This window comes from Paenibacillus germinis, assembly GCF_013141785.1.
GTDB lineage: Bacteria > Bacillota > Bacilli > Paenibacillales > NBRC-103111 > Paenibacillus_E > Paenibacillus_E phytorum.
This window is the reverse complement of the sequence record NZ_WHOC01000133.1, coordinates 159,751-185,725: the sequence shown is the minus strand read 5'-3', so window position 1 is coordinate 185,725 and position 25,975 is coordinate 159,751. Positions and strand designations below refer to the sequence as shown.

The 25,975-nt window shown below is 46.0% G+C and carries 21 protein-coding genes and 1 tRNA gene; 14 read left to right on the top strand and 8 right to left on the bottom strand.

The window, feature by feature from the left end; all coding sequences use genetic code 11:
- Window positions 1–6: 6 nt before the first annotated feature.
- Window positions 7–186: a hypothetical protein gene (locus GC102_RS24370; protein ID WP_171691793.1), complete on the bottom strand. Its 180-nt coding sequence runs from the start codon at window positions 184–186 to the stop codon at window positions 7–9.
- A 148-nt stretch (window positions 187–334) separates the two neighbouring features.
- Between GC102_RS24370 and GC102_RS24365 the strand changes: the two genes are divergently transcribed.
- The 3 genes from GC102_RS24365 to GC102_RS24355 all read left to right on the top strand — a co-directional run bounded on the left by GC102_RS24365 (window position 335) and on the right by GC102_RS24355 (window position 3,068).
- Window positions 335–418: transfer RNA gene (locus GC102_RS24365), tRNA-Leu, on the top strand.
- A gap of 145 nt (window positions 419–563) precedes the next feature.
- Window positions 564–2,336 (top strand): eCIS core domain-containing protein, encoded by a 1,773-nt coding sequence (locus GC102_RS24360; protein WP_216628148.1) that lies wholly within the window; start codon window positions 564–566, stop codon window positions 2,334–2,336.
- Window positions 2,337–2,414: 78 nt separating this feature from the next.
- On the top strand, window positions 2,415–3,068 hold the full coding sequence (locus GC102_RS24355) for a Bax inhibitor-1/YccA family protein (RefSeq protein ID WP_171691792.1): 654 nt from the start codon (window positions 2,415–2,417) through the stop codon (window positions 3,066–3,068).
- Between the two features lie 82 nt (window positions 3,069–3,150).
- On the opposite strand, the gene GC102_RS24350 is transcribed toward GC102_RS24355, so the two are convergent.
- Complete coding sequence (locus GC102_RS24350; protein ID WP_171691791.1) at window positions 3,151–3,390, bottom strand: hypothetical protein; 240 nt, start codon at window positions 3,388–3,390, stop codon at window positions 3,151–3,153.
- Between the two features lie 166 nt (window positions 3,391–3,556).
- On the opposite strand from GC102_RS24350, the gene GC102_RS24345 reads away from it, so the two are divergent.
- From GC102_RS24345 to GC102_RS24335, 3 genes are all read left to right on the top strand, one after another.
- On the top strand, window positions 3,557–3,838 hold the full coding sequence (locus GC102_RS24345; RefSeq protein WP_171649190.1) for a hypothetical protein: 282 nt from the start codon (window positions 3,557–3,559) through the stop codon (window positions 3,836–3,838).
- A gap of 79 nt (window positions 3,839–3,917) precedes the next feature.
- The gene (locus GC102_RS24340) at window positions 3,918–4,115 is read left to right on the top strand and encodes a YqzE family protein (protein WP_171649191.1); all 198 of its coding nucleotides are present in this window, start codon (window positions 3,918–3,920) and stop codon (window positions 4,113–4,115) included.
- A gap of 129 nt (window positions 4,116–4,244) precedes the next feature.
- Entirely contained in the window at window positions 4,245–4,895 is a 651-nt protein-coding gene (locus GC102_RS24335; RefSeq protein ID WP_171691790.1) for an SGNH/GDSL hydrolase family protein, read from the top strand.
- A 36-nt stretch (window positions 4,896–4,931) separates the two neighbouring features.
- Here GC102_RS24335 and GC102_RS24330 read toward each other — a convergent pair whose 3' ends face one another.
- The 3 genes from GC102_RS24330 to GC102_RS24320 form a co-directional block, all read right to left on the bottom strand.
- A complete protein-coding gene (locus GC102_RS24330) occupies window positions 4,932–5,882 on the bottom strand; it encodes a hypothetical protein (protein ID WP_171691789.1) in 951 nt (316 codons plus the stop codon).
- A 124-nt stretch (window positions 5,883–6,006) separates the two neighbouring features.
- Window positions 6,007–7,005 carry a YqhG family protein gene (locus GC102_RS24325; RefSeq protein WP_171691788.1) on the bottom strand — a complete coding sequence of 333 codons (999 nt, stop codon included), beginning with the start codon at window positions 7,003–7,005 and terminating at the stop codon, window positions 6,007–6,009.
- Window positions 7,002–8,792 (bottom strand): DEAD/DEAH box helicase, encoded by a 1,791-nt coding sequence (locus GC102_RS24320; protein WP_171691787.1) that lies wholly within the window; start codon window positions 8,790–8,792, stop codon window positions 7,002–7,004. The genes GC102_RS24325 and GC102_RS24320 overlap by 4 nt, the downstream gene beginning before the upstream one ends.
- A gap of 683 nt (window positions 8,793–9,475) precedes the next feature.
- Between GC102_RS24320 and lipM the strand changes: the two genes are divergently transcribed.
- The gene (lipM, locus tag GC102_RS24315; protein WP_171691786.1) at window positions 9,476–10,315 is read left to right on the top strand and encodes an octanoyltransferase LipM; all 840 of its coding nucleotides are present in this window, start codon (window positions 9,476–9,478) and stop codon (window positions 10,313–10,315) included.
- A gap of 525 nt (window positions 10,316–10,840) precedes the next feature.
- Here the strand turns inward: lipM and dat are convergent.
- Entirely contained in the window at window positions 10,841–11,671 is an 831-nt protein-coding gene (dat, locus tag GC102_RS24310) for a D-amino-acid transaminase (protein ID WP_171691785.1), read from the bottom strand.
- A 423-nt stretch (window positions 11,672–12,094) separates the two neighbouring features.
- Here dat and GC102_RS24305 point away from each other — a divergent pair, with 423 nt between their 5' ends.
- Complete coding sequence (locus tag GC102_RS24305; RefSeq protein ID WP_171691784.1) at window positions 12,095–14,722, top strand: adenosylcobalamin-dependent ribonucleoside-diphosphate reductase; 2,628 nt, start codon at window positions 12,095–12,097, stop codon at window positions 14,720–14,722.
- Window positions 14,723–15,205: 483 nt separating this feature from the next.
- Here the strand turns inward: GC102_RS24305 and GC102_RS39650 are convergent, their stop codons facing one another.
- Both GC102_RS39650 and GC102_RS39645 read right to left on the bottom strand, forming a co-directional pair.
- Window positions 15,206–15,631: a hypothetical protein gene (locus GC102_RS39650; protein ID WP_246321090.1), complete on the bottom strand. Its 426-nt coding sequence runs from the start codon at window positions 15,629–15,631 to the stop codon at window positions 15,206–15,208.
- A gap of 39 nt (window positions 15,632–15,670) precedes the next feature.
- Window positions 15,671–15,982 (bottom strand): IolE/MocC family protein, encoded by a 312-nt coding sequence (locus tag GC102_RS39645; protein ID WP_246321089.1) that lies wholly within the window; start codon window positions 15,980–15,982, stop codon window positions 15,671–15,673.
- Window positions 15,983–16,118: 136 nt separating this feature from the next.
- Between GC102_RS39645 and GC102_RS24295 the strand changes: the two genes are divergently transcribed.
- The 6 genes from GC102_RS24295 to GC102_RS24270 all read left to right on the top strand — a co-directional run bounded on the left by GC102_RS24295 (window position 16,119) and on the right by GC102_RS24270 (window position 25,917).
- The gene (locus GC102_RS24295) at window positions 16,119–17,381 is read left to right on the top strand and encodes a Gfo/Idh/MocA family protein (RefSeq protein WP_171691783.1); all 1,263 of its coding nucleotides are present in this window, start codon (window positions 16,119–16,121) and stop codon (window positions 17,379–17,381) included.
- A 180-nt stretch (window positions 17,382–17,561) separates the two neighbouring features.
- Window positions 17,562–19,613 carry a family 43 glycosylhydrolase gene (locus GC102_RS24290; RefSeq protein WP_171691782.1) on the top strand — a complete coding sequence of 684 codons (2,052 nt, stop codon included), beginning with the start codon at window positions 17,562–17,564 and terminating at the stop codon, window positions 19,611–19,613.
- A gap of 209 nt (window positions 19,614–19,822) precedes the next feature.
- Window positions 19,823–22,270 (top strand): glycoside hydrolase family 2 protein, encoded by a 2,448-nt coding sequence (locus GC102_RS24285; protein WP_171691781.1) that lies wholly within the window; start codon window positions 19,823–19,825, stop codon window positions 22,268–22,270.
- Window positions 22,271–22,387: 117 nt separating this feature from the next.
- Entirely contained in the window at window positions 22,388–23,302 is a 915-nt protein-coding gene (locus GC102_RS24280) for an ABC transporter permease (protein ID WP_171691780.1), read from the top strand.
- Between the two features lie 25 nt (window positions 23,303–23,327).
- On the top strand, window positions 23,328–24,221 hold the full coding sequence (locus GC102_RS24275) for a carbohydrate ABC transporter permease (protein ID WP_171691779.1): 894 nt from the start codon (window positions 23,328–23,330) through the stop codon (window positions 24,219–24,221).
- Between the two features lie 67 nt (window positions 24,222–24,288).
- Window positions 24,289–25,917, top strand: a complete 1,629-nt coding sequence (locus tag GC102_RS24270; protein ID WP_171691778.1) for an extracellular solute-binding protein — start codon at window positions 24,289–24,291, stop codon at window positions 25,915–25,917.
- Window positions 25,918–25,975 lie beyond the last annotated feature (58 nt).

The window sequence follows — 25,975 nt, the reverse complement described above, 5'->3', positions numbered from 1 at the left end:
TTTTAGTTAAGTTCTACGGAAAACTCCATAGGCAGCTGCGGTTGCAATGGATCCTAGCCCAGATTCATCCTCATCTTCACTTTTGTAGTTCGGATCATGCACAATGGCTTCAGCTTCACCTTCTGTAAGATGCCTTTGATTGCCTGTATATTTCGGTTCCAAAGCTTTGATTTCTTCCTCATTCATAGTCATTCCTCCTTTGCGAATAGGGTTAGGAGTGAAGGGATGAATTATTCACGAATTGTAAAAAGTACCGTTGACTAGCTCTCATCTCCCATGTTATATTAAATTTTGTCGCAGCTATTATGACTTTGTTCATAGAGCAGTCCTATACGCGATCATGGCGGAATTGGCAGACGCGCACGGTTCAGGTCCGTGTGGGCTTACCCCCGTGGAGGTTCGAGTCCTCTTGATCGCATACGAAGCAACAACCCTTTCAGATACGTCTGAAGGGGTTGTTTTGTTTTTATGAACTATGTTCGCATTTTTCCATAATATGTTACAATATTTTAGAACCCTTACATAAAATGAGTTATTAATTTAATGATAAAGGAGTTTTTCTATTGCGCGATCACCCATCAAAAGTAACTAATAACTCGATTCATAACACATATCAAGGCAACTCATCGCATAGCCCTAAGGTTACTATGACACCTTCACATATGATGCAGCTCCAAAAAACGATCGGAAATCGTGCTGTTGCGCAAATGATACAGACACGCGCCCCCTTAGAGAAGAAAGAGACTCCTCCGTCAACGGGGAGCAACCAGACAAGCATGCCAGCAAATTTGAAATCTGGTATTGAGAACCTTTCGGGACTGTCTATGGACGATGTCAGGGTGCACTATAATTCTTCTAAACCTTCCGAGCTCAATGCTCTAGCTTATGCACAGGGTAGTGATATTCATCTCGGTCCTGGACAAGAGAAGCATTTGCCACATGAAGCTTGGCACGTTGTGCAGCAAAAACAAGGCAGAGTGCAGCCATCTAGACAATTCAAAGGAACGGATGTGAACGACAATCCCGATCTAGAACAAGAAGCTGATGAGATGGGGGCTTTGGCGGAATTGAATATGACTGAGATAGCTGATGCAGGTGAGACACCAATTGCAGGTAGTCCGTTAACCCCGCCAACTTCTTCATCTAACGGGACTGCGCAGCTTTTTGCAGATAAGCATAATGAAGATAGATTGAAAGCTGCTCGTACAGCTTCGGGCGTACAAAAAATGCAGCTGGATCATTCCGTTTCACAAGATACGATGAAAAAACTAGATACAAATATCCAAAAATTAAAGCTTTCGATGACACCTGCCAAAAATTTATTTACGCAAACGAAAGAAGCCTATGACCGATTCATGGTTCAAAGTGGTGACATGGATGAAGCCGCGACACATGCCGATAATTTGAGAACCATGCTTCTTAATTTGAGAAACAATATTACGCCAGGATTTCAAGAAACAACAGGCAATCCAGGCTCGGGATTTGATCCTCAAATCGAAATGGATGGAGAAAACTCGGTGCAAAACGAACTTAGCGCACATTTATTGAAGCTGGATACGAATGCGCGTAAGCTGGAGAGACTCCCTATCCCTTATCAACATGAGGTTGTTCGTATAGAAAACTATAATAAAAAGCTGGATGATGAAATTGCCAATACACTAGATGCAATTACGGAGAGTCTAGCCGCAATAAAAGATGGGGATAAACCCGAATATGATCCAGAAATTTGGTACCGCAATGGCGAGGGCGCAAGTGATAAATACGTGAAGCGCGTTGGGGCGGAATGGAAAGATGCCAAGCCTGATAATTTAGGTGAAGAGGAGGGGCAATATCCTACACTAGCAGAAACGGATTTTGAGTGGGAGTTCAAACTTCCTAATTTTAAAATCTCCGATAAAAATACGGAATTAAATGGTGAGAATCAAATTGAAGGAGAGGATACCTACGAGGAAGATATGGATGTCTACGTATCGGTGAAGATACCCGTTAAGTGCTGGGAGCATATCTATGATCGACATTATATACCGACCTTTAAGGGAGACGTTCAGGCCATTAATACTTTTTGGAAAGAAGACCCACTAACTGCTATCACTGCTGAGCTGCTGGAGCCGGAGATTAATCTGCTGTTAGACCGAAAAATCAATTTGCGAAATATGATAAACAATGAAAATATAACAGAAAATGTAAATGAATTTGTCAATCAATTATTTTTCCAAGGATCCATTGGCGCTACCTACTCTTATGGAACGTTTACGGTGGACGCTGTTCTCAAATCCATTGCTCCCCAAGACTCGAATTTGGGATATGGTATTGAGCCTAATGTTTTGAACTCATAGGGTGTATAGCGGCTTTCATGAAAACTAGGTATAATACATAGTATAGATTGTACATCATTACAAAGGGGCTGATGTTTCATGGATAGAACGATTACGGTTACACATTCTGGTAGTTTTGCTCATGTGCTTCAAACGTTTGCTATTTCCCTGCTGGTTTCCTTCTTAGGGACATTGATTGGTGCCATTGTCGTTCCACCGTCGATGATTATGCTTTTCATCATTGCTGAGGTAGTCATGCTGGTGGCAGCCATTATCATTCGAGTTCGCGGCAAACATATCGGATACGGCTTTCTTTATGCATTTACTGCGATTTCAGGGGTTACCCTGTACCCAGTCATTATGGCTTATGGCGGTATGCTGGGGGCAAACGTTGTATCTGGTGCGTTCTTCGCTACTGCAGCAATTTTCGGCGGACTTGCCTTCTATGCTCATCGTTCGCAGCGTGACTTCAGTTTCCTAGGCGGCTTCTTGTTTGCAGGAACGATTGGGCTTGTGCTCATGAGTGTGGTCGGTATGTTCGTTAACTTTGGTTCCGCGATGAATCTAGTATGGTCGATGATCGGCATCTTGATATTCAGTGGTTGGGTTCTCTACGATGTGGCTCAATACCGAAACGGTGTATCCGCAGAAGAGGTTCCACTTGCAGCATTAAATATTTATCTAGATTTCATTAATCTCTTCTTGTATATCCTGAAGTTCCTAGCCTCAATTGTTGGGTTAAACAGGGATTAAACAGATCGTTAGAAACATCAAAAAGCACTTTCGTATCTCACCCTAGGGTGGGAATCGAAGGTGCTTTTTTTGTTGAAAGCTATCATAGGAGATCGAGCTCAGGCTTGATCTGATCTTGTACGGAATGAAAATAGGAGATATCTCCGCGGAAGCTTCGATTAATTTCGAGCAGAGTATGCAGGATTTGGATGAGTTCAGCATGGTTCAATCGAACGATGGCTGTCTCTTCTTGCTCGGTTCTGCTCAATCTAACCTCGAGTAGATGATTGGATTCGTCCATTTGAATCTCTAGCTGCTCCGTCAGCAGCATCTGTTTCCACATCCAAGCCAACACCTCTCTCTCTCTACTTGCTCTATTGTATGCTTGGATAACGTGAATAGAAGTGTAAAACTAAGCTATGATCAGTGGATTTTAAAGAAACAAGCACGATTTGCTTTCTCAGTTCATACAATTTAATGATCCTATAAGGGGAGAGAGGAGATGACCTATGGCGGCTTGCAGCACATGGACGTATAGAGGGATTTCGTCTTCGGTATTCAAATCCTTACAACAAGTCGGCAGAAAGCAGGGCTTTACGATTCCTAATGCAGCACAAGGCAAGTTTATGATTACGGTGGTTGGCATGAATGTCGGATTCCAATATGCGTGGGATACAAACGCTCATACTTTGTTATTGCAGTGTGACAATAAACCGATGCTGCTCGGATGCAGCACAATTAAATCTTTTGCAGACAAAATCATTGCGGAGAGTGGCGGAAAACTCGGTTAATCCCCTATTTCCACCTGTCTTTTGCAAGTTTAAGCTCCTGTCTCTGTGGTTAAAATAGGGATAGAAGGCAGGTGGACATATGGCAAAAAGCGATGATCTGGTTAAGTACATAACACAGCAAGTCGTCACGTATATAGAAACACCAAGGGAAGTTCGACAGCAAGTCAAAGCCATAAGCAAGGAACAGCGAGAAAGCTGGCAAACACGCTGGTTCGGTATGCTGCCGCTGGCCACACGGATGCTAATTGATCAGGCAAAACCCAAAAAGGTAAAATGACAAGGCCTCTTCACCTATAATCGGGAGATTTGCTTCATCCTGATGATTGGTGCGAGAGGTTTTTTTGTTTACATATCGAATATAGTCAGGGGACGAACGTACTACCAAAAATTGGGGGAAGAAGTCATAATGAAACTTGAAAAAAACAATAAGCTTGTCATGATTGGTGATTCCGTTACGGATTGTGAACGATCAAGACCGATTGGCGAAGGATTATTCGGTGCTTTAGGTAAAGGCTATGTTTCTATTGTGGACGGGCTGATCAATGCAACGTATCCAGAGCTTCAAATTCGTACCGTTAATGTGGGTACCAGCGGCAATACCGCACCTGATCTCAAAGCCAGATGGCAAACGGATGTCATCGATTTGAAGCCGGACTGGTTGTCTATCATGATCGGTATTAATGACGTATGGAGGCATTTTGACGTACCGCATCAAAAGGAAAGGCATGTGGGCATTGAGACTTATGAAAAGACGTTAAGGGAGCTAGTCGAACAGACACGTCCTCTTGTCAAAGGGCTTGTATTGATGACTCCCTTTTATATAGAGCCGAATCCTCAAGATGCCATGCGTTCCAAGATGGATCAATACGGGGCAATCGTGAAACAGATAGCTGAAGAAACGGGCTCCCTCTTCGTGGATACACAAGCGGCTTTCGAACCTGTTCTTCAGGCTTACTACCCTGCCTACATCGCTTGGGATCGTGTCCATCCGAATAACGTTGGTCATACCATTTTAGCTAAAGCTTTTCTTAAAGCTATTGATTTTACTTGGAAATAATACGGAAAGCCTTAGACCAGCGGTCTAAGGCTTTTTTTACGGAAAAATATGTCCTAACTTTAAAGCGTTCTCCAGCAGCACATAACGTGGTCCAACATGATCTAAAGTCAGGTAGGTATCCCCAGATACCCATTGTTGATAACCCAGAATGGCCAGCGGCAGCGTGACTTGACCATCATAGAGCTCTGTGACATAAGTTAACTTTGCTTGAGGGTTCAAAGCCTTTTGGAGTTCACTTAGTTTAGTTACCGGAAGCGGTTTTCCTTGGACCCATGGGAGTCGATCATAAGGATCAAAGGCAGGATATAACGTCGTTTGAGCTTTGCTCGACAGATCTGTTGCTACAAGCCGATCCTCTTTGATCCTCGGGGTAGGGTCCTCTTTGAGCGGAAGCAGCTCTCCGGATTTAGCATCCAAATAATAGGTTTGGTCTTGGAGAATTATTTTCCACACAGCGGTTAGTTGGTCCATATAAAGTCTTTCTAAAATAATCGTTTCATTTTGAACAAAATCAGAGTAAGAAGTAGTAGTTGGAATGAGTTCCTGCTGTACCAAAGAACGATACAGCGTAGTCAAGCTGAATAGCGGATTGTTACCAGTTCCGTATTCGGTTAATCGGAAGGACCCGTTGTCAGTGGCATGTACGATCATGTAGCCAACATCCTGTCCATGATCGGTGAGGATAACCACCCAGCCATGTGTGCCTGGCCCGAGCGGATAACTGTTCCAGACTGCCGTCTGCCAGCTTTCAAAACCCGATTCACGAGCGAGAGTTGTTCGCCAATTGTTGATCGTAGCGGTCAATGAGGATTCGCTCCGCAAATCTGGTAATGGCTTCGTCTCTGTGTTACTAGCTATTGTTTCCCTTGCCGTCTGCGTATAGCTTGTCCGTTCTACGGGGTCGCCTGCAGAGGTTTGGAGCGGTAAGAATAATAAACTGCCCACACTAATGAAGCAGGCCGCCGTCAATGTTGTCCACAGCTTCAACCTCGTTCACCTACCTATCGTTAACCTCTAGTGGTATGAACCTATTAATCTATTGTAATTCTTATGCCTTAAAAAGATTGTTAGAACCTGTAGTGTTAATTTTGCGATGTTTTAGCGACTGAAGTCAGTTCCTGGGTGTTCTCCCAGCGTTCAAATGAAACAAACCGCAATTGATGACAGATACGACAATACGAGGTTTGTGCTGCCAGTCAATCTCTTGCAGGCGGTTACGGCATTGGGTTTCGATTTCGTCTCTTTTGTCAGGCTCTGCGCTCAGCAGGAGACCGTTGTAATAAGCTTCCACACGATCGATTTCGCTGCGGTGCTGCTCGTTAGCTTCATCGGCCCAAGTATGATCATAGGCACTGACCTTACGTTCGAGCATCATTTCAAGGGCATTAATGGCTTTGGGCAGTGAAATCGTGTCAGGTAAAATATGACTATTCGCAGGAAGCTTCGGAGAGAGGCTCTTGGTAAGCATATGTTTGTGAAAATGTTCCCGAATTTCACCGCTATTCAGTTGAATAGCGAGAGAGTGAATCTCGCTCCGTTTGCGGTCGCAAGCAAGCTCTACCTTGTAATTGACGCAGAACCAGGTGTCATAGACAAGTGGGGCATGATAGGTAGCACTCATCGGGAAGGGTTCCTCAAACAAATGAACGAATCGTCCGCGCTCACGGACAATAGTAAACATTTGCTCCAAACGTCTACTGCCGAAGGTCACTTCGTCCTGTGGAAGCCGCTGGGAGATGACTGTTGTAGGTACGAAGCCGAAATAGCGGCCGAGAATGCTGTCTGAGTTTCCGTCTGGTGTCTGGGGAGCTTGGCCCTGGCCCTGAGTAGGCGGCCCCACGTTAGGTGGGCTTTTGACAGCTGTTGCAGTGGTCTTCGCTTTCGTCTCTAGCTTCATCTGTTCAGGATCGAAGATGAACTTGTAGGTCATAGTCTCGGCTGCAGCCCCTGTTCGTTCTACGAAGCTCCAATAATAAGGGCGACCTGTCATCTCCCTGTCTGCTTCAGGAGAAAGCTTTGCAGTGACGTATGCTGGTGATTTCTCTAGAATCGTGCAGTTATAAGCTTCAAGAAAACGCATGACGAACGTGTGAATGTTGCGTTTGTTCATGGCCTAACCTCAATGTTTTGCGTGCCGCCAACAGCATCAAGAATGCCTTGGAAAGCTGCCCCGTAGACAGGATTTTGTTCAATTTCCGATTTGACCTCGGTAAATGAATGACCTAGCTCATCGATTTTTCTGCGTATATCTTCGCTTGAGCCTGCCTCCATGACCATGCGGAACAACGATGTTTCGAGTGAGCCTTTTTTCTCGATTTTTTCAAGGATAGTATCGAGTTGGCCGATAACCAGCTCAAACATATTGATTTTCTCATGCAGCAAAGAAAGAATATGCTCTTCAATCGTGTTTCTGGTGGATAGGTTATAGATGTTGACATCATGCGTTTGTCCGAGTCGATGTACACGGCCAATTCGCTGTTCAACCCGCATGGGATTCCAAGGTAAATCGAAATTAATCATGTTATGGCAAAATTGTAGATTAATCCCCTCGCCGCCAGCCTCTGTTGCGACAAGGACTTGTACACGATTACGGAATAAATCCATCATCCAATCTTTTTTACCGCGATTCATACCGCCTCGATAAGGGACGGCTGTTATTTTATGCTCCTTCAAATAATTGAGAAGATATTCTTGGGAAGCTCGGTATTCGGTGAAGATGATGACTTTATCATTAATATCTTGTACGAGCTTCATCGTGGTCTCTGCTTTGGTGTTCGCTTTAATACTGCGGATCAGCTCAACAAGCTCCCATATTTTGGCGCGTTGCGGCGAGTCCTCAGCTGTTTTCTTGAACAAATTGACGAGCGTGATGAATACGGCATCCCGAGAACTGCAGACTTCGCGCTGCAGAGTGATAAGCGAGAGCATACTGCTGAGATCACCAGCGCTCTCTTGATAACGCGTTCGAACGAAATTCGTTACCCCATCGTAGAGTGCCTGTTCATCATTTGAGAGCGTTAGAGGAATGTTCCTAACAACCCTTTTCGTATAATGAACGCCGCCGTCGCCGCGACGATTGCGAATCATAACCTTGGAGAGCTCCTGTTGAAGCTGACCCTCGTTTTTCGGTGTCCTTTTGCCAACCACATAGTTGGTTTTGAAGCTGCTATGAATCCCAAGCTGACCTGGTTTGAGCAGGGTGATGAGATTGAAAAGCTCTTTCAGGTCGTTCTGCACCGGTGTGGCGGTGAGCAGTAGGCAATATTTTTTACGCAGCTCGTTCACGAAGGTGTAATTGGTCGTTTTCTTATTTTTGAGCTTGTGGGCCTCGTCGACGATTAACATGTCATATTCAAGACCCATGACAATTTCGCGATGCGGGTCACGTTTGGCGGTGTCCATGGAGGCAACAATGACGTCGCTTTGCTTCCACATATAGGCTTTTTTATGAGCAACAGCTGGGATGCCGAATTTACTATTCAATTCCCGGACCCATTGCAGCACAAGGGAAGCGGGTACGAGGATGAGCGTTTTGCGGACCAAGCCGCGGATCATGTATTCTTTTAAAATCAAACCAGCCTCAATCGTTTTCCCAAGCCCAACTTCATCGGCCAAAATAGCCCGACCACGCATCTCGTTAAGCACTCGTTTCGCTGTATCAATCTGATGAGCCATAGGTTCAAGCTGCCCCAGATGAACGAGGCACTGCATCTCGTCAAACGTAGAAATTAGCCCCGATTCTTCCGATTCGTAGGCTAGCTGGTAAAGCGTCCAGTCGTCCCAAGGACCACCGCCGCGCACACGATTATCCAGCTCAGTAAACCAGTCCCTCTCAAAGTGCATATCAAGCTGATTATGAATGGGGCGAATGTTCTCTTGCTGTTCATGTTGACGCATCGATGTGCCCTCCTTAAAGTTTTCGTTAGAAAACTAACTTCGTAAGCATGAGCTGAGTTTTCGTTTTAAAATTGAGAGTGAAACAATACTGTGTTTCAGAGCAGGAAAATAGCTCCAAGTTCACTAGTTTTACGTCGAATACGTGTTAGTATGTCCAGAAGAGGCGCTTTCATAACTTTTCCTTGGAAGTTGATGTGAACGTTATCGAAGATAAAAGTCCACCAAGTGGCGCGAAACCTGAAAAGATGTAAAAAGCACATCAAATTCAGCCTGTAGCAGCGTATTTGGAAGAAATGCTGCAAAAAGTGCAGCTAATCTGGCAATTACTGCTCTTTTTGCGCTAGAACTCGGATATTTAATGCACAAAATGCATCATAATTACTTATTAATGAATATGGATGATAATTTGCTGCACATTTTGCATCTACTTATAAGAAGACAGCAGCACCTGACACTCAAACTCATGAAAATTCCGTAAAACCATCTAATTGTAGCTCCCCGTGTAGAGATTTGATTACTTAGAGTAGCTAGCTTTATGCATTTGGAGTTTTATGTACTTATTTCGGATATCATTAGCAAACAGCAGTGGTTCTCCACCGACACTAAAATCGTAAGTATGTACGATTTTATGATATGATATAGGTTGTCTTCGGATAGCAAAGTGGGAAAGGGTGCAGAAAGAGATGACGACATGGCGATTTATACATACAGGAGATCGTTCTCCTGCTGAAAATATGGCATTAGATGAAGCAATATTGACCGCCCACAGTGAAGGAATCGTTCCTCCAACGGTGCGTTTCTACGGATGGAATCCGGCAACGCTGTCGATTGGCTACTTCCAAAAGGCAGCGGAAGTCGATCAGGAAGCGGTAGCAAAGGAGGGAATTGGCTTCGTGCGGCGCCCAACCGGGGGGAGAGCCGTGCTGCACGATAAGGAATTGACGTATAGCATTATCGTTGCCGAGGATTATCCAGGCATTCCGCGTAATGTGACAGAAGCCTATCGCGTGCTGAGCGAAGGGCTTTTGCAAGGGTTTCGGGCGCTCGGATTGGGCGCAGAAATGGTGCAGCTTGCAAGTGATGAGGAGAAGGAGAAGTACGCATCCGCCGGATCAGCGGCCTGCTTCGATTCCCCCTCATGGTATGAGCTGGTTGTTGAGGGACGCAAAGTCGCCGGCAGTGCGCAGGTTCGGCAAAAAAATGTCGTGCTGCAGCACGGTTCCATCCTGCTCGACATGGATACCGATCAGCTATTTCGGATGCTGCGTTTCTCCAACGAGAAGGTTGCGGATCGGATGAAGACGAGCTTTTTGAAGAAAGCTGTTGCGATTAATGAGCTGCTTCGAGCGCATGGAAAAGAGGCGGTAACACTTAGACAAGTGGAGGAAGCGTTTCGTCGTGAAATCGCGCTTGGTCTTGGTGTGGAGCTTGTTGAGGAATCGCTAACACCTTATGAAATTGAGCTCTCTGAGCAACTTGTGCGTGAGAAATATGGCACGGATGAGTGGAATTTACGTCGTTAAAGCGCGCGAAAGAGCAAAAAAGCACGGACCTTTCTAAGAAAGGATCGTGCTCTTTTTTACATAGAATTTATATGTTTTGGGTTTGGGATAAGCAAAGCTTACCCATAGATTAAGCGCGTTTTCCGAGCTTAATCTGCATTGACGCGCGTGACAGTCTGCTGAGAAGTCGATTTTCAGCTTCTCAGACTCTGTTGGCTCGGCGAGCTCTCCTTGAAAGCGCGGTTTTCGCGCTTATTTGTCCTTGCGCTCCAGAATAAGTGCGTTTTCCGCGCTTATTCAGCGCGGACGCGCAGGATGGTCTGCCGAGAAGTCGATTTTCAGCTTCTCAGACTCTGTTGGCTCGGCGAGCTCTCATTGAAAGCGCGGTTTTTACGCTTATTTGTCCGTGCGCTCCAGAATAAGCGCGTTTTCCGAGCTTAATCTGCATTGACGCGCGTGACAGTCTGCTGAGAAGTCGATTTCCAGCTTCTCAGACACTGTCGGCTCGGCGAGCTCTCCTTGAAAGCGCGGTTTTCGCGCTTATTTTTATTGTGCAAAAGTACGTTCAAACTCACTCTGCAGACTGCGAGTAATCGGACCCGGCGCGCCAGTTCCAATTGCTTTGCCATCAATCTGTAAAATAGGTGTATTTTCCACGGTAGTTCCCGTGATAAAAGCTTCATCAGCCAGCAGAAGCTGCTCTGTCGTAAAGGGTTCTTCTTTAACTGTGATTTCTTGTGAGAGAGCTAATCTCAAAACGACAGCCCGAGTAATACCATGAAGGATCAAATGGTTAGCTGGGTGTGTGTAAAGCACGCGATCTTTGATCATCATCAAGTTAGAGGCGCTGCATTCTGTGACAGTGCCATTTCGGTGCAGCACGACTTCTTGCACCCCGTGATCGAGTGCTGCTTGTTTGGCCATGACATTTGGGAGAAGATTGAGCGTTTTGAGATCACATCTCAGCCAGCGGATGTCCTCCAACGTGATTGCATTAATGCCATTATGTATCGTAGCGATGGGTCTGCGCACCTCTGTGCAGTAGGCCAGCAGAATGGGCTCGACTTGAGCGGGGAACGGATGTGCCCGGGGAGCTTCGCCCCTGGTGATTTGCATATAAACAGTACCCTCATTGAGACCATTCTTTTCAATAAGCTGCGTGAGAATATGACCCATTTTTTCAATAGTAAAAGGTAGTTCTATCCGCACTTCACTTGCGGTTCTTTGGAGTCTCTGCATGTGAGCAGCTTGTTCGTAAATTTTCCCGTTATATACTCGGAATACTTCATATATCCCATCTCCAAAATAGTACCCACGATCATCTGGTGAAAGAAGAACGTCCTTCTTGTTGACGAATTTATTTTTAAAGAAATACATATCCAACATCTCCTCAAGTGTTTTCATATGAAAGTAGTATTGAAATCTTATCCCATATTTTTATAAAAGTATTTATCGAACAGATGTTCTAAAAAGAAATAAAATGTGGTATCCTATCTATAGGTTAGCAGAGGATTTAACGATCGTCAAAACGATCTGCATGACCTAACACATCTTGCTTGGTTGAATATTATATTTGGTTATTCTGGGCGCGAAAAAGAGAGAATTAGTAAGTAAGGATTAGCTAGTATGATTAAGGGTTGTCTTAATAGCGAAATTTGGTTCTTTAGTTATTAGAAGATCAATATATAGTGAGGTATAATGGATTTCGCACACCACATATTGTAATTTTACATAAACTTCATAAAGTAACTTTAATTTTAGTTGTAGCTGAATCTGTAGCTTATTGGGAGGGACTTATGCATGGGGATTGTAGAGTCAAATAAGAGGTTGGATGGTTTAAGCGAGAAAATATTTTTGGATCGTTATGCACTGAAAAATGCAGATACGAGTTTCGCCAAGGTGGGGGATACTGTTCTCGTTTTGACGAAGGATGACCCCAAATTCCCAGCTAAAGAAGTTGGAGAAATTGTGAGTCGTGTAGGAGATACCGTTAAAGTAAAAACACGGAGCGGTGAGACTGTTGAATCCGCAGTTGAAAAGCTCACTTTAAATATTGAGAAGACACCGGAAGAAATGTGGGACCGCTTGGCAGGTGCAATGGCATCCGTAGAGGCAACTCCTGAGAAACGTAAAGAATGGACAGATAAATTCAGATACATCCTTGATGATTGGAAGCTTGTACCAGGCGGACGTATTGCTGCTGGTGCCGATGCAAGTGATGAACTGACCCTTTTTAACTGCTATGTTATTCCGTCACCACACGATAGCCGAGGCGGAATTATGAGTACACTCTCGGAAATGACAGAAATTATGTCACGCGGCGGTGGAGTCGGTATCAATCTGTCTTCGCTTCGTCCACGCCGTTCCGTTGTGAAAGGTGTTAATGGATCATCCAGCGGTGCTGTTTCTTGGGGAGGTCTTTTTAGCTATACAACAGGCTTAATCGAACAAGGAGGCAGCCGTCGCGGAGCACTTATGCTTATGATTAATGACTGGCACCCTGATCTTGAGGATTTCATCACTGTGAAGTCAACGATGGGTCAAATTACGAATGCAAATTTATCCGTTTGTGTAAGCAATGGATTTATGAAAGCCGTTAAGGAAGATCTCGAGTGGGAGCTTGTTTTCCCGGATACGACGGATCCTGATTACAATGATAAATGGGATGGCAACTTAGATGCTTGGAAAAAACTAGGTAAAGCCGTCAAGCCTTATCGTACTGTACGAGCACGTGATGTTTGGCATACAATCATTGAATCTGCTTGGAAATCAGCTGAGCCGGGTGTCGTATTCTTGGAATACTACAACCAAATGTCCAACAGTTGGTACTTTAATCCGATTATTTGTACGAATCCATGCGGGGAGCAGGGGCTGCCGGCTTGGGGCGTTTGCAACTTATCCGCTATTAATCTATCTAAGTTTTATGACGTGGAGAATCATGATGTGGATTGGGCAGATTTGGGCAAAGTGGTTCGTTATTCGACTCGCTTTCTCGATAATGTTATCGATAAGACACCTTATCATTTCGAAGAAAACCGTACGAATCAACAAGGCGAGCGCCGCGTAGGCTTAGGTACTATGGGTCTTGCTGAACTGATGATTAAATTGAAAATTCGGTACGGAAGTCCGGAATCTCTGGAGTTTTTGGACAAAATCTATGGCTTTATGGCTAGAGAAGCTTATCTGGCATCGGCTGAAATTGCCGGTGAAAAAGGGTCTTTCAAAGAGTTTATTGAAGATAAATTCCTTGAGAGCGGATTTATGAAAAACATGACGAAAGTATTCCCTGAAGTGGGCGAAGCGATTAAGCAAAATGGTATGCGGAATGTAACAGTAATCACTCAAGCGCCTACTGGAAGTACGGGGACGATGGTCGGTACTTCGACGGGCATTGAGCCATACTTTGCTTTTGAATATTTCCGTCAAAGCCGTCTTGGCTTTGATAAACAATATGTACCGATCGCACAGGAGTGGAAAGATGCGAATCCGGGTCAAGAGCTGCCGGACTACTTCGTAACCTCCATGACATTGACTGCAGAAGATCATATCCGAGCGCAAGCTGCGATTCAGACATGGGTGGACAGCTCGATCTCCAAAACAGCGAATTGTCCTGCAGACTTCACTGTGGAAGAAACGAAACGCTTGTATGAATTGGCTTTCGATCTAGGTTGTAAGGGTGTAACAATCTACCGTGATGGCAGCCGTGACGTGCAAGTATTGAGTACTAGCGCGGATAAAAAGGAAGAGAAGAAAGCAGAAGCAGCTCCAGTGGCTGTTGCCGCGGAAGCCGTGAAAGAAGCAGATAGCTTTACTAATCTATCAGGCAAACTAGCTGTAGATGTGGATGCGAAGACAGAGCAAGTATTCGATAAACAATATAAGCGCCGTCCGCAAATTCTACGCGGTGCAACATATAAAGTGAACACACCATTCGGGATGGCGTATATCACGATTAATGATATGAACGGTACGCCGAGTGAAATTTTCCTCAACGTAGGAAAAGCAGGCTCCGACGTGTTCGCGATGTCCGAAGCACTCGGTCGCGTGTGCTCCTTGTTCCTGCGCTATGGCGATCACGGCGATAAAGTGAAGCTGCTCGTGAAGCACTTGAAAGGCATTGGTGGCTCTGGCGCCATTGGCTTCGGCAACAACCGCGTCGAGTCTATCGCAGATGCGGTTGCCAAAGCGCTCGAGCAGCACGACGAAGTGATGAACGAGCAAGACGACGCGCGGAACTACGTGACCGCGACGAGTGAAGTGCTGGATGCGCCAGCACCAGTAGTGCCTGCGAACGGGCACACGGGTCATAGCAGTAGCGCGGCTAGCGCTGCGCCGAAGGACCTGTGCCCGTCGTGTGGATCCGCTTCGCTGGTTAACAGCGAAGGGTGTAAGAATTGTGTCAACTGCGGATATAGCAGGTGTTCTTAGTATTGAGCCAGGGCGGGAGCCCTGGTTTTTTCTTAACTGTAAATGTTTCAAAGTTTGTTGTAGTTTTTGTTTCAAAAAAATGATTATACAAAAAAATGAATAAATATTCATGTGTGTTGTAATTAAAATATCGCTGATTTGAAGATAAAATGTCATTGAATTTGAACTTAAATGTCGCAGGCTCATACCTTGATGGTTTTTTGCTTTTAATTAGTTTTGTGTGGCGTCATAATTTCTAAGATTGGTTTGGCAGGCATTACAACATCGGACTGGAGCCATTCTCAAGCTATCCGACTCATGGTATAGCCGACGCCGTGTGCATGGAACTGCGAAGCTTATCCAAGGTGGAGAAACGCAAATGTTCACGATGTCTGCAGCATTGCTGGAGTTATAAAATCTTATGAATCAGAGTTAAAGGAGCTCGCTACCGGAGCTCCTTCCTTTATTGATGAACATATGAACGTTTGGTTACTTGAGATGTTTCTAGCAGCGTGCACGCTGCCAAACGTCCAAGATAAGTTGCCTGAAAAGGAGCGCCTGCTCCCAGCGATCGGAAATTTCCAGCCTTTCCGCTGCATAGTTGTCGGACGTGATGCCATAAGCGGGAGGCCCGAGTTCGGGAAGAAAGGGAAGCATATCTCCCGGCTGCGCGTCTTGCAACCAATTCCGCACCCCTTTTTCCCACCAACGCATATAATGCGGCACCATCGGATGCTCGGCGTTCGGCCCGATATCCACCTGAATCTGCTCCCCATTGGAAACGCGGGCATGGATCGCCGTAGTTCGCCGCAGCAGTTCGTCGAAGAAAGGCTCAGCCTGCTCGGACTCGCCCGTCATTTCGCCGGCGACAACATAGTGGGACAAATCGATCGTTAGCCGCAAATTCGGTATGGCGCGAACGTATTCCACCGTCCGGTGCAGATCCTGGGTAACGCGTCCGCGGTGGGTTTACACAAAAACAGGCATTTGCGCAGCAACCGCTTCGTCGATCAGTCCGTTTAACAAAGCGATCGCCTCATCCCCGATGACGAATGAATCCATCACCTGTGCATTGACGTACTGCGCGCCGAAATCTTTCGCTTGCTGCAGCAGCTCGCGCAAATCCTCGCGCTTCCGCGGGAAGGCCAGCGCACCGAAGCTGAAACGGTATTCGTCCAGCTTTTTGCGCCATAGCTCGGCCTCTGCCGGCTTCGGCACGAACCCGACAATACCGGTAAAACCGGCTTCAGCGATTTTCTCGAATTTTTCCTCGAACGTCAATTCGCGCCTCCGTTGCCGATTCCGATCATGGCCCAATTCTCCAAGTTCGTTGATTTAGTTCACTTTTCGTTGGTTTGATAACTAGAACTATATCCCCCTCACTTAATACAATTAGGCATAGAGGAGATGGATGAAAATGACCCAATTAACCGCTATATTGATCGGCGCAGGTGCTAGAGGCGCACAGAGTTACGCACCTTATGCGCTCGATTATCCGCATGAACTGAAGTTTGTCGCCGTTGCCGAAGCAAGTGAAAGCCGAAGAAATAATTTTGCCGAGCTTCATAATATACCGTCTGATTGTTGCTTTGAATCTTGGGAGCAGCTGTTGGAGCGACCGCAAATGGCCGATATCGCCGTCATTTGCACACAGGACCAGATGCATTACGAGCCGACCATGCAGGCATTGGAGAAAAAATATCATGTTCTGCTGGAGAAGCCGATGTCGCCATCTCCGATGGAGTGTATCGAAATGGAGCTGGCGGCAAAGGAAAACGAACGTCTTTTAACGATTTGCCATGTGCTTCGTTATACGCCGTTTTGGTCTGCAATAAAACGAGTTATTTCCGATGGCAAAATAGGACAAGTTGTGTCGATTCAATTGAACGAAAATGTAGGATATTGGCATATCGCCCATAGCTTTGTACGAGGAAATTGGAACAATTCGGAGACGTCAAGCCCGATGATATTGGCCAAATCGTGCCACGATATGGACGTTTTATCATGGCTGATGGATCAGCCGTGCGTGCGCGTCAGTTCATACGGTTCACTGATGCATTTTCGTTCGGAGAATGCACCCGAGGGAGCTACCGACTATTGTCTCAGCGGATGCGCTGTTGAGTCCAAATGCCCGTATTCCGCGCCCCGGTTTTACTTCGGGGAAGGCAAGAGCTGGGCGCGCCATTTCGTCGATGAGCTGACCAAAGAAAATATCGTCAAAGGACTTCAAGAGACAAATTACGGACGCTGTGTTTATAAAAGCGATAATAACGTGGTTGATCATCAAGTGGTCAATATGGAGTTTGCGAACGGTGCTACCGCCATGTTCAGCATGTGCGGATTTACGAGGCACCAGGAGCGGAGAATTCAAATCATGGGAACGGGTGGCGAAATTCGGGCTGAGGATAGCAAAATCGTTGTGCGCGATTTCTTGACCCATGAGGAAACCGTCATTGAAATTCCGCTGCAAACAAGCGGTCACGGCGGAGGGGACAGCGGCATTGTACGCAGTTTCTTAAGCGAGGTCCGAAGCTTTGCAGGCGGAGAAAGCCTCTCCTCGGCCTCGGCTTCCGTAAGAAGCCATATGATGGCCTTCGCTGCCGAGCATTCGAGACTTCATAATGGCAAGTCGGTTGAGCTGAATGAATTTTATAAAAGCATCATGAACACACCGGATTAATGCGGCTGCATAATGCCAGAACAGTTTCCGGCTGGCATGACAAAACTTGATTTACGCGTATAACTCTGATGCAGATGATTCGGAAGTGTTCTTTCCATTCCGAAACATCTTTTTTCTTTTGTTAGCTATATCATGATCATATCGGTTATGTAATTCCAAAAAAATGGGAGGTCTACGACTATGAGAAGAAATGTTACAGAAACTGCAAATGGATGGATTGCTGACAATGGAAATGGCACTTATACAAATCCAATTATGTGGGGGGACTATCCGGATAATGATGTGATAAGAGTTGGTGTTACTTACTATATGTCTTCAACGAGTATGCATTTATTTCCAGGTTGTCCTATTATGAGCTCTAAGGACTTGGTGAATTGGGGATATGAAAGTTATGCTGTTGATAGGATGGAAGGTGACCAATACGACCTTATCAATGGCGATGTTTATGATGAGGGTCCGTGGGCAACGAGTCTAAGGTATCATAAAGGAAAATTTTACCTTATGTTTAATATCAATAAAGATGCTGCCTATGTAAGTATTGCAGATCAAGCTAAGGGGCCTTGGACACTCTATAAACTTGAAGACGAGCTTTATGATCCAGGATTATTTTTTGACGATGACGGTAAAGTTTATGTTGTGCATGGACAAGGAGAACTCTATATAAGTGAGTTAGAGATCGTAGATGAAGAAACAGGCCGATTATCTATTCGATCCAAGAGAGAACCTGGAGCTACAAAAAACGGTAAGAAGATTTACTCTTATCCATGTCCCGGTCATCGTTACTATGGGTATAATGAGGGCTCTCATGTATATAAAATCAATGGATTCTACTATATTTTAACGACGCCAATTTGGAAGCATGGCTCAAAAAAAGAAGTTGCCATTCGAACCAAGGATTTAGCCCACGGACCTTATGAAGCCCAGGATATTATGGCAAGCTTTATGAATTTCTGGGGCAATGGTATTCATCAAGGGGGGATTGTCGATGTTCCTCAAGAAGATGGTACATTAGAATGGTGGGCAATTATATTTCAAGATCGATCGAAACTTGGAAGGGTGCCTACCTTGCAGCCAGTAACATGGAAGGACGGTTGGCCGTACATGGGGGAAGTCGACGGTGAAAAAGCTGTCGTTACTTATAGAAAGCCTAATATCCCGAATTTAGGTCATGTTGAACCTAAGGCACTTCCAACTTCGGATGATTTTAGTGCGAATGTGTTAGGGTTACAGTGGCAATGGAATCACAATCCGGATAACAGTAAATGGAGTCTTGAAGAAAGACCTGGGTATATGAGACTCAAAACATCAAGCTTAACAGATAACTTAACCTATGCAAGAAATACGCTTACACAGCGGGTTGTTGGTCCGGATTGTGTAGGGACTGTGAAGTTAGATGCGAGTTATATGGCCGATGGCGATACTGCAGGTTTATGTATCATGCAAAGAGAGTTTACCTTTATAGGGATCAAAAATGGAGCGAGTCATAAATCTATTGTAATTCGTGATAATATGACTGAACTTGTATCCGTCGATGTATCTATAGATATTCAAAACGTATGGTTCAGAGCTGAGATTCCACGACATGAATATCGAATGGAGTTTTCCTATAGTTTAGACGGTATTCATTTTACACGTCTTGGCGGAAGATACGATATGCGTTATGGAACCTACGTTGGAATGAGATTTGGCATTTTTAACTATGCAACAATAAAGCTTGGCGGATATGTAGATGTAGATTCCTTTGAACTGATAACGACAGAAAATCAAGGTAATCTATTTGGGATAAATAGAAGAATCGATGCTGCACGCTACGATGATCAAAAGTTTGTTTCAGATAAGGATCTCCAAATAAACCCAAAAACAGAATGGATAAGTGATGATCCAAACAGCGAATATGATCTATGTATTTCGAATCTAAAAGACGGAGATTGGTTGCAATATGATCAAGCCGATTTTGGTGCCGGCGATGCAGTATGGTTAAATGCAAGAGTAGCAAGTTCTTTAACTGGGGGTACGATTGAGGTAAGAATCGATCACATTGACGGCGATTTGATAAGCACTCTTCCTATTCTAAATACTGGTGATATAAATAAGTATGTAAATGTGAAAAGTGACCTTACAAAAAAAGTAACTGGAAAGCAAAAGATATTTCTTGTGTTTCATGGCGCGAGTCAAAATATGTGTAAACTTAACTGGTTTATGTTCGGTTCGGGAGAATTTCAAATTTCCTAAAGTTGAAGATACGATTTAGGTGATCAACTCGGTATGACAAAGCTTGATTGGCGCGTCGGATACAGATGTTTCGGAAACGTTCATTCCGAAACATCTTTTTTTGTCAGCCATACATCATGATCGTTGCTGGAGTGTACATTTCGTTGATGCGTGCAGTAGTTTTACAAAGCTTTAAAAAAGTAAAATAACGATAAGGGAGGAAGTCATACATGACACTGAAAAATCGCTCTAGACAAACTATAAATTTCAATAGAAACTGGAAATTCATTCGTGAGGATATCATTGGCGCCGAACGGAAACAATTTTCGGATGAAGGCTGGGACACCGTTTGTTTACCCCATACCCCGGCAATCGAATCCGTGCATGTCGATCTGCATTTTCAAGGGATTTGCTGGTATCGCAAGCATTTTACCGTATACGAAGAAGATGCGGGAAAGAAAATTGTTGTGGAATTCGAAGCGGCTATGCAACATGCTGACGTATGGGTCAACGGAACGTATAAGCTCAACCATAAAGGCGGTTTTTTGCCGTTTACGGTGGACATCACGGATGATGTCAATTTAGATGGACCCAATGTTGTAGCCGTTCGGCTCGATAACCGAAACAGCGGAATCATACCGCCGGGAAGGCCGCTTGAGAGCTTGGATTTTTCCTATTTCGGCGGTCTTTACCGCAATGTGCGGCTGCATATCACGGAGAAGCTTCATGTCACGGACGCCGTTTACGCCGGAAAAGCGGCGGGTGGCGGGACTTTTGTCAGGTATGCAGACGTCTCGAAAGATTCGGCGACGGTCGAAGTTCAGACTCATGTGCTTAATGAGCATAACGCGGCCAAAACAGTAAAAGTCGTGACAACCCTTCTCGATCAAGAGGGCCGGCATGTTGTTTCAGCCGAGAGTTCGAGTGAGACGGTTTACGCAGGGGAAGAGCAAACATTCTGGCAAGCGCTTAAGGTAACGAAACCACGGCTTTGGCATCCGAACATTCCCTATTTGTACACGCTGCATACGCAAGTCATAGGCGACGGCCATACGGAGGACGAAGTTTACACCCGCATAGGAATCCGCACGATTGCGTTCAGTAAAGGAGGCGGCTTTGCGATTAACGGAGAAAGGCTTGTCATTCGCGGAACGAACCGCCACCAGCAGTTTCCCTATATCGGGAATGCAGCTTCGAACAACGCGCATTACCGCGATGCGAGAAAGCTGAAGGAAGCCGGATTCAACTTCGTCAGGCTTGGTCATTACCCGCAGGCGCCCGCCTTTCTTGACGCTTGCGATGAGCTCGGACTGATGGTTGCCGAACCGGTGCCGGGCTGGCAGTACTGCGAGGAAGGCGAATTCCAGGATCTTGTCCGCCAGAACATCCGGGATATGATTCGTCGCGACCGGAACCGCCCATCTGTCATCATGTGGGAGGTAAGCTTGAACGAAACGTACCACCGCAGAATAGGGGCGACGGACGAATTTTTTCATGAATGCCATCTGATTGCGCATGAAGAGTATCCCGGGGATCAAATGTTTACATGCGGGGATACGATCGGACGGACGAATCCATCTTACGTCAATTTTGACGTGCCGTATACACTATGGAACGACGAGAACTTGACACGTCCTCTGGAGGAGGTCCTTCCTGACAAAGGAGGGTTTGATAGAGAGTACGGGGATTACGAGTTCGGCGGTCACGAGAGCACGAGCCGAGTATCGCGCGGCGTCGGAGAGCAGAAGCTGCTGCTGCAAGCTTGGAATTATCAATGGTCGCTGAACCGGAACCGCGGCAACCGTTGGTCGCTTGGGGACGCTTCGTGGGTCGGTATCGACCATAACCGCGGCTGTTATCCGCGGCTGTCGGAATGCGGGGCGCTCGATACGTTCCGGCTGCCTAAGTATGTGTACTATTTTTATCAAAGCCAAAGAAACCCGGAAATCGTTCACGAGCATGCCGAGAGCGGGCCGATGGTTTTCATCGCGAATGAATGGTCGGAACGCACCTCGCCGGCGAAAGTCGTCGTCTATTCCAACTGCGAAGGGGTAGAGCTGTTCGTCAATGGAGTATCGGTCGGCGTACAACTACCTGATCAAGGTCCGGACACGGAATACGGTGAACGTATTACCGGTTATGAAGTGGACTATTGGCTAACGGATGAAGAGCAGCACAAGGGAAAGGACGGAAGCGTACAAGGAAAAACGGATGCCGGCGATATGAAGGTATTCCCGCATGACGGCGGTAACTGCCGCAATTTGGCGCATGCTCCGTTTACCTTTACCGGTGTGACGTATGTGCCCGGGGAATTGAGTGCTATCGCGCGAATAGGCGGCAAAGAAGCCGCACAGTGCGCTGTTCGTACGCCGCTGGAGCCCAAGGACCTATCCATCCGCATCGACAAGAGCGGGAAGGAGCTTGCCGCGGACGGCGCCGATTTTGTGTTTGTCTATGCCGAAATCAAGGACGTGAATGGAACCGTGGTTCCTTCCGCCGACAATGAGGTTTTGTTTGATATTGAGGGTCCTGCCGTTATCGTTGGCGCAAATCCGGCACGGGCAGAAGCCGGTATTGCGGCAGTGCTGCTTCAATCCCGGGAAACGCCCGGGGAAATCATGGTAAGGGCGTATTCCACAGGTTTAAAGCCGACCGCGGTCAAGTTTGCAAGTGTATAAAAGCAAGATACTTTGTTGATAAAGTGCAGGTTTCGTTGATAGCGTCAGTATTTTTCATTTTGGATAACCGCTAGAATCAAATTAGAGACTGTAAGACGGAATAATGAGGTGAGCTTGATGAGAAGACGTTTTCTACAGCAATGGGATTTGCAAATTATGGTGATTCCGGCCATTCTCCTGATCGTCATCTTTTCCTATATTCCGATGTGGGGTGTGCTGACGGCATTTCAGGACTACAGTCCGGCAAAAGGACTTCTGGGGAGCAATTGGGTCGGATTTAAACATTTCCGGATGTTTTTCAATGCTCCTGAATTTTGGGTGATTATGCGCAATACGGTCGTGATCAGTTTGCTTAAGCTGCTTGTGGCTTTTCCCGCGCCCATCGTTCTCGCTTTAATGCTAAACGAGATTAAAAATGGCGCGTTTAAGCGCTTCGTCCAGACGATCAGTTATTTGCCGCATTTTATATCCTGGGTTATCGTCTCGGGGTTCGTCATCTCGATGCTGTCCGTCGATAACGGGAGCCTGAACATGGTGCTGCAAAAGTTCGACTTGATTAAAGAACCGGTCAACTGGCTGTCGATTCCCGAATATTTCTGGACGATCTTGATTGCTTCAGGCGTATGGAAAGAGATCGGGTTCGGCGCGATCGTCTATTTAGCGGCCATCGCCGGCGTCGATCCCCACTTATACGAGGCGGCCTCGATCGACGGCGCCGGACGTTTAAGGAAGTTATTTTCGATTACGATACCTTCGATCTCCCCGGTTATTGTCATTTTCTTGATTTTGTCGGTGAGTCAAATTTTAAATGCAGGATTTGAAGAAATTTTACTGTTGACGAATCAGGGAATGAACGTCGTTTTGAGACCCGTATCGGAAATCATCGATACGTACGTATATCGTGTAGGGATTGAAAACTACCGCTATTCCTATGCGACGGCCGCCGGTTTTTTCAAAGGTGTCATCAGTGTTGGACTGCTCGTTATGGCCAACTGGGTAGCCAGAAGGCTGGGCAGGACCAGTTTATGGTAAGCGCGTTCAGAAAGGAGGAGACAGCTTGAAGCGCTCAACTGAGGACTATGTAATTGATATTGTGATTTATTCCAGTTTGATTATTCTCGCTTTCTTAACCTTGTATCCGTTCTGGAATTCACTTGTTATTTCATTTAACGACGGCAATGACACAGCTGCGGGAGGCATCACCTTTTGGCCGCGGGAATTTACGCTGGAAAATTACCGGTACGTTTTCAAGGATAACCGAATGATTCATTCCTTATGGGTCACCGTTGCGAGAACGGTTGTAGGTACCTTTCTATCCATCATGTTTACTTCCATGTTCGCCTATGCGATGGCCAAACGGGATTTGATCGGCAAAAAGTTTTACATGATCGTTTGCGTGATCACGATGTATTTTGGCGGAGGACTTATTCCGACCTACTTGTTGATCAAAGAGCTGCATTTGATGAATACGTTTTGGGTGCTTGTCATACCCGGTATGATCAGCGTCTGGAATATGATTATATTCCGCACGTTTTTCCAGGGGCTTCCCGATGGGCTTGAAGAATCGGCCAAGATCGATGGCTGCAATCATCTCGGGATCTTTTTCCGGATCGTCCTTCCTGTATCCGGGCCTGTCATCGCCACATTGTCGCTGTTCACGGCAGTAGGCCATTGGAACGCCTGGTTTGACGCTTCGATTTATATTACGAATCAGAAGCTGCTTCCCATCCAGGTGCTCTTGAACCAAACGATCCGCTCGATTGTTGCCGTCGAGTCTTCTACTCAAGTAAGTGCAACGAAGCAGGAGTTTTTGCTCGGCTTGCAGAGCGTTACGCACAAGTCGATTGTGATGTCCACGACGATGGTGGCGACCATCCCGATTATGCTCGTCTATCCGTTTGTGCAAAAGTACTTCGTCAAAGGTGTGCTTGTCGGTTCGCTGAAAGAATAACGCTTGTTGTTAGATGCCGGTGACGGCTTTAACATATACTAGTGATTACGAAAGGGGATAGTGTCACATGAGAAAGAAAACATGGTTCGCCGGTTCAGCAGCAGCTGCGCTAGTGCTTGGCACGCTGCTTACCGGATGCGGGAGCGACAATGGCGCCGCCAAACCGGCAGAAGGGAAAGAAACCGCTTCGCCTACGAAGGAAATGGATAAGCCGCTTTCCTTTAGCTATTACAATTTCGACGACGACTGGCAGCCCGCACCTTGGGGAGAAACGGTCACAACCAAATGGATTCAGGAAAACAAGAATGTCTCGCTGGGCTACGTGCCTACGAACGGCAACGCCAAGCAAAAGTTTAACGCCATGTACGCCAGCGGCGATCTGCCGGACGTTATTGCACTGGGTGCGGGCCCCGAGCTGGACCGCTTGATCAGCGAAGGCCAATTGGTCCCGCTTGATCAATATCTCGACAAATACCCGAATCTGAAAAAGTCGGCCGGCGATAAAATCATCAACATCAACCGCTCGAGTGATGGCAAGCTGTATCTGATTCCAGATTGGTACGTAGGCGGCGATCATTTGAACGGCAATGGCGGCTATGCCGTCAACCGGAAAATATATAAAGAACTCGGTTCTCCGAAACTTGACACTTTAGCGGATTTGGAAAGCTACTTGCGCACGGTCAAAGAGAAATATCCGAACGTCATTCCGCTTGAAGTCGGCAATCCTAGTGCGATCAAAATGATGTATTCAGCATTCAAAGAAAACAGTCCGCCCTTCTTTATAACCAGAATGTTCTATCCGGAAGGCAATGCGCTGAAGTCGATTACGGAAGATCCGGCCTTCAAGGATTTCATGCTCTTCGCCAGCAAGATGTTCCGCGACAAGCTGATGACGCAGGACGTCTTTACCCAAAAAACTGATCAAATGATCGAAAAGCTCAGCCAAGGTAAAGTAGCTGTCGCGATCGAATCGAATCTTTCCAGCAGGGCCCGCGTTCCGAACTCGAAGCTCAGAGCACAGGATCCTGAAAGCGGATACGAATTTATTTGGCCGGTGCATAAGGACGGTCTCGATAAAAACAAAATTTATCCGAACTATACGGGAAGAGAAGGCGGCGGCAAAATCGTCATCACGAAGAAAGCAAAAGATCCGGAACGCATTTTCGCTTTCCTCGATTGGGCGACCAGCGATGAAGGGCAAGCCGTCCTTTGGTTTGGCCCTCAGGGATTGCTTTGGGACAAAAAAGATGAGAACGGCATTCCGATTCCGAACGACAAATATAAAACAATGGACAAAGCAGAGCTTGACAAGCTGCACATTTCCGATAATATGATGGTTGGCAACGCGACCTGGGTTGACTTGTCCAAGGTTGCCAGAGACAAGCAGCTTAAGGAATCCGAGAGAGATTTCACAACGACGCAGCAGGTCAACGTTACCTGGAAAACGTCCATGGATATTACCGCCTTTGCCAATACGGACCCGCAGGGCGATTCCGATGAAGGCATTGTCTTGCAGGCCGCGAAAGATATTTTTGACCAGGGATTCTCTAAAATGATTTATGCGAAGAGCGATGAAGAAGTCCTGTCGATTTTGGCAAAAACGAACGACGATATGAAAAAAGCCGGGTTTCCGAAGGTTATCGATTTTGTCCAGAAGAAATGGCAGGATAATCTAAAGAAAATTGGTGGCAAATAATGCATTTGTTTGACTAACCGTTTGGGAGAGTATACTCTATAGTATGCTCTCCATATTC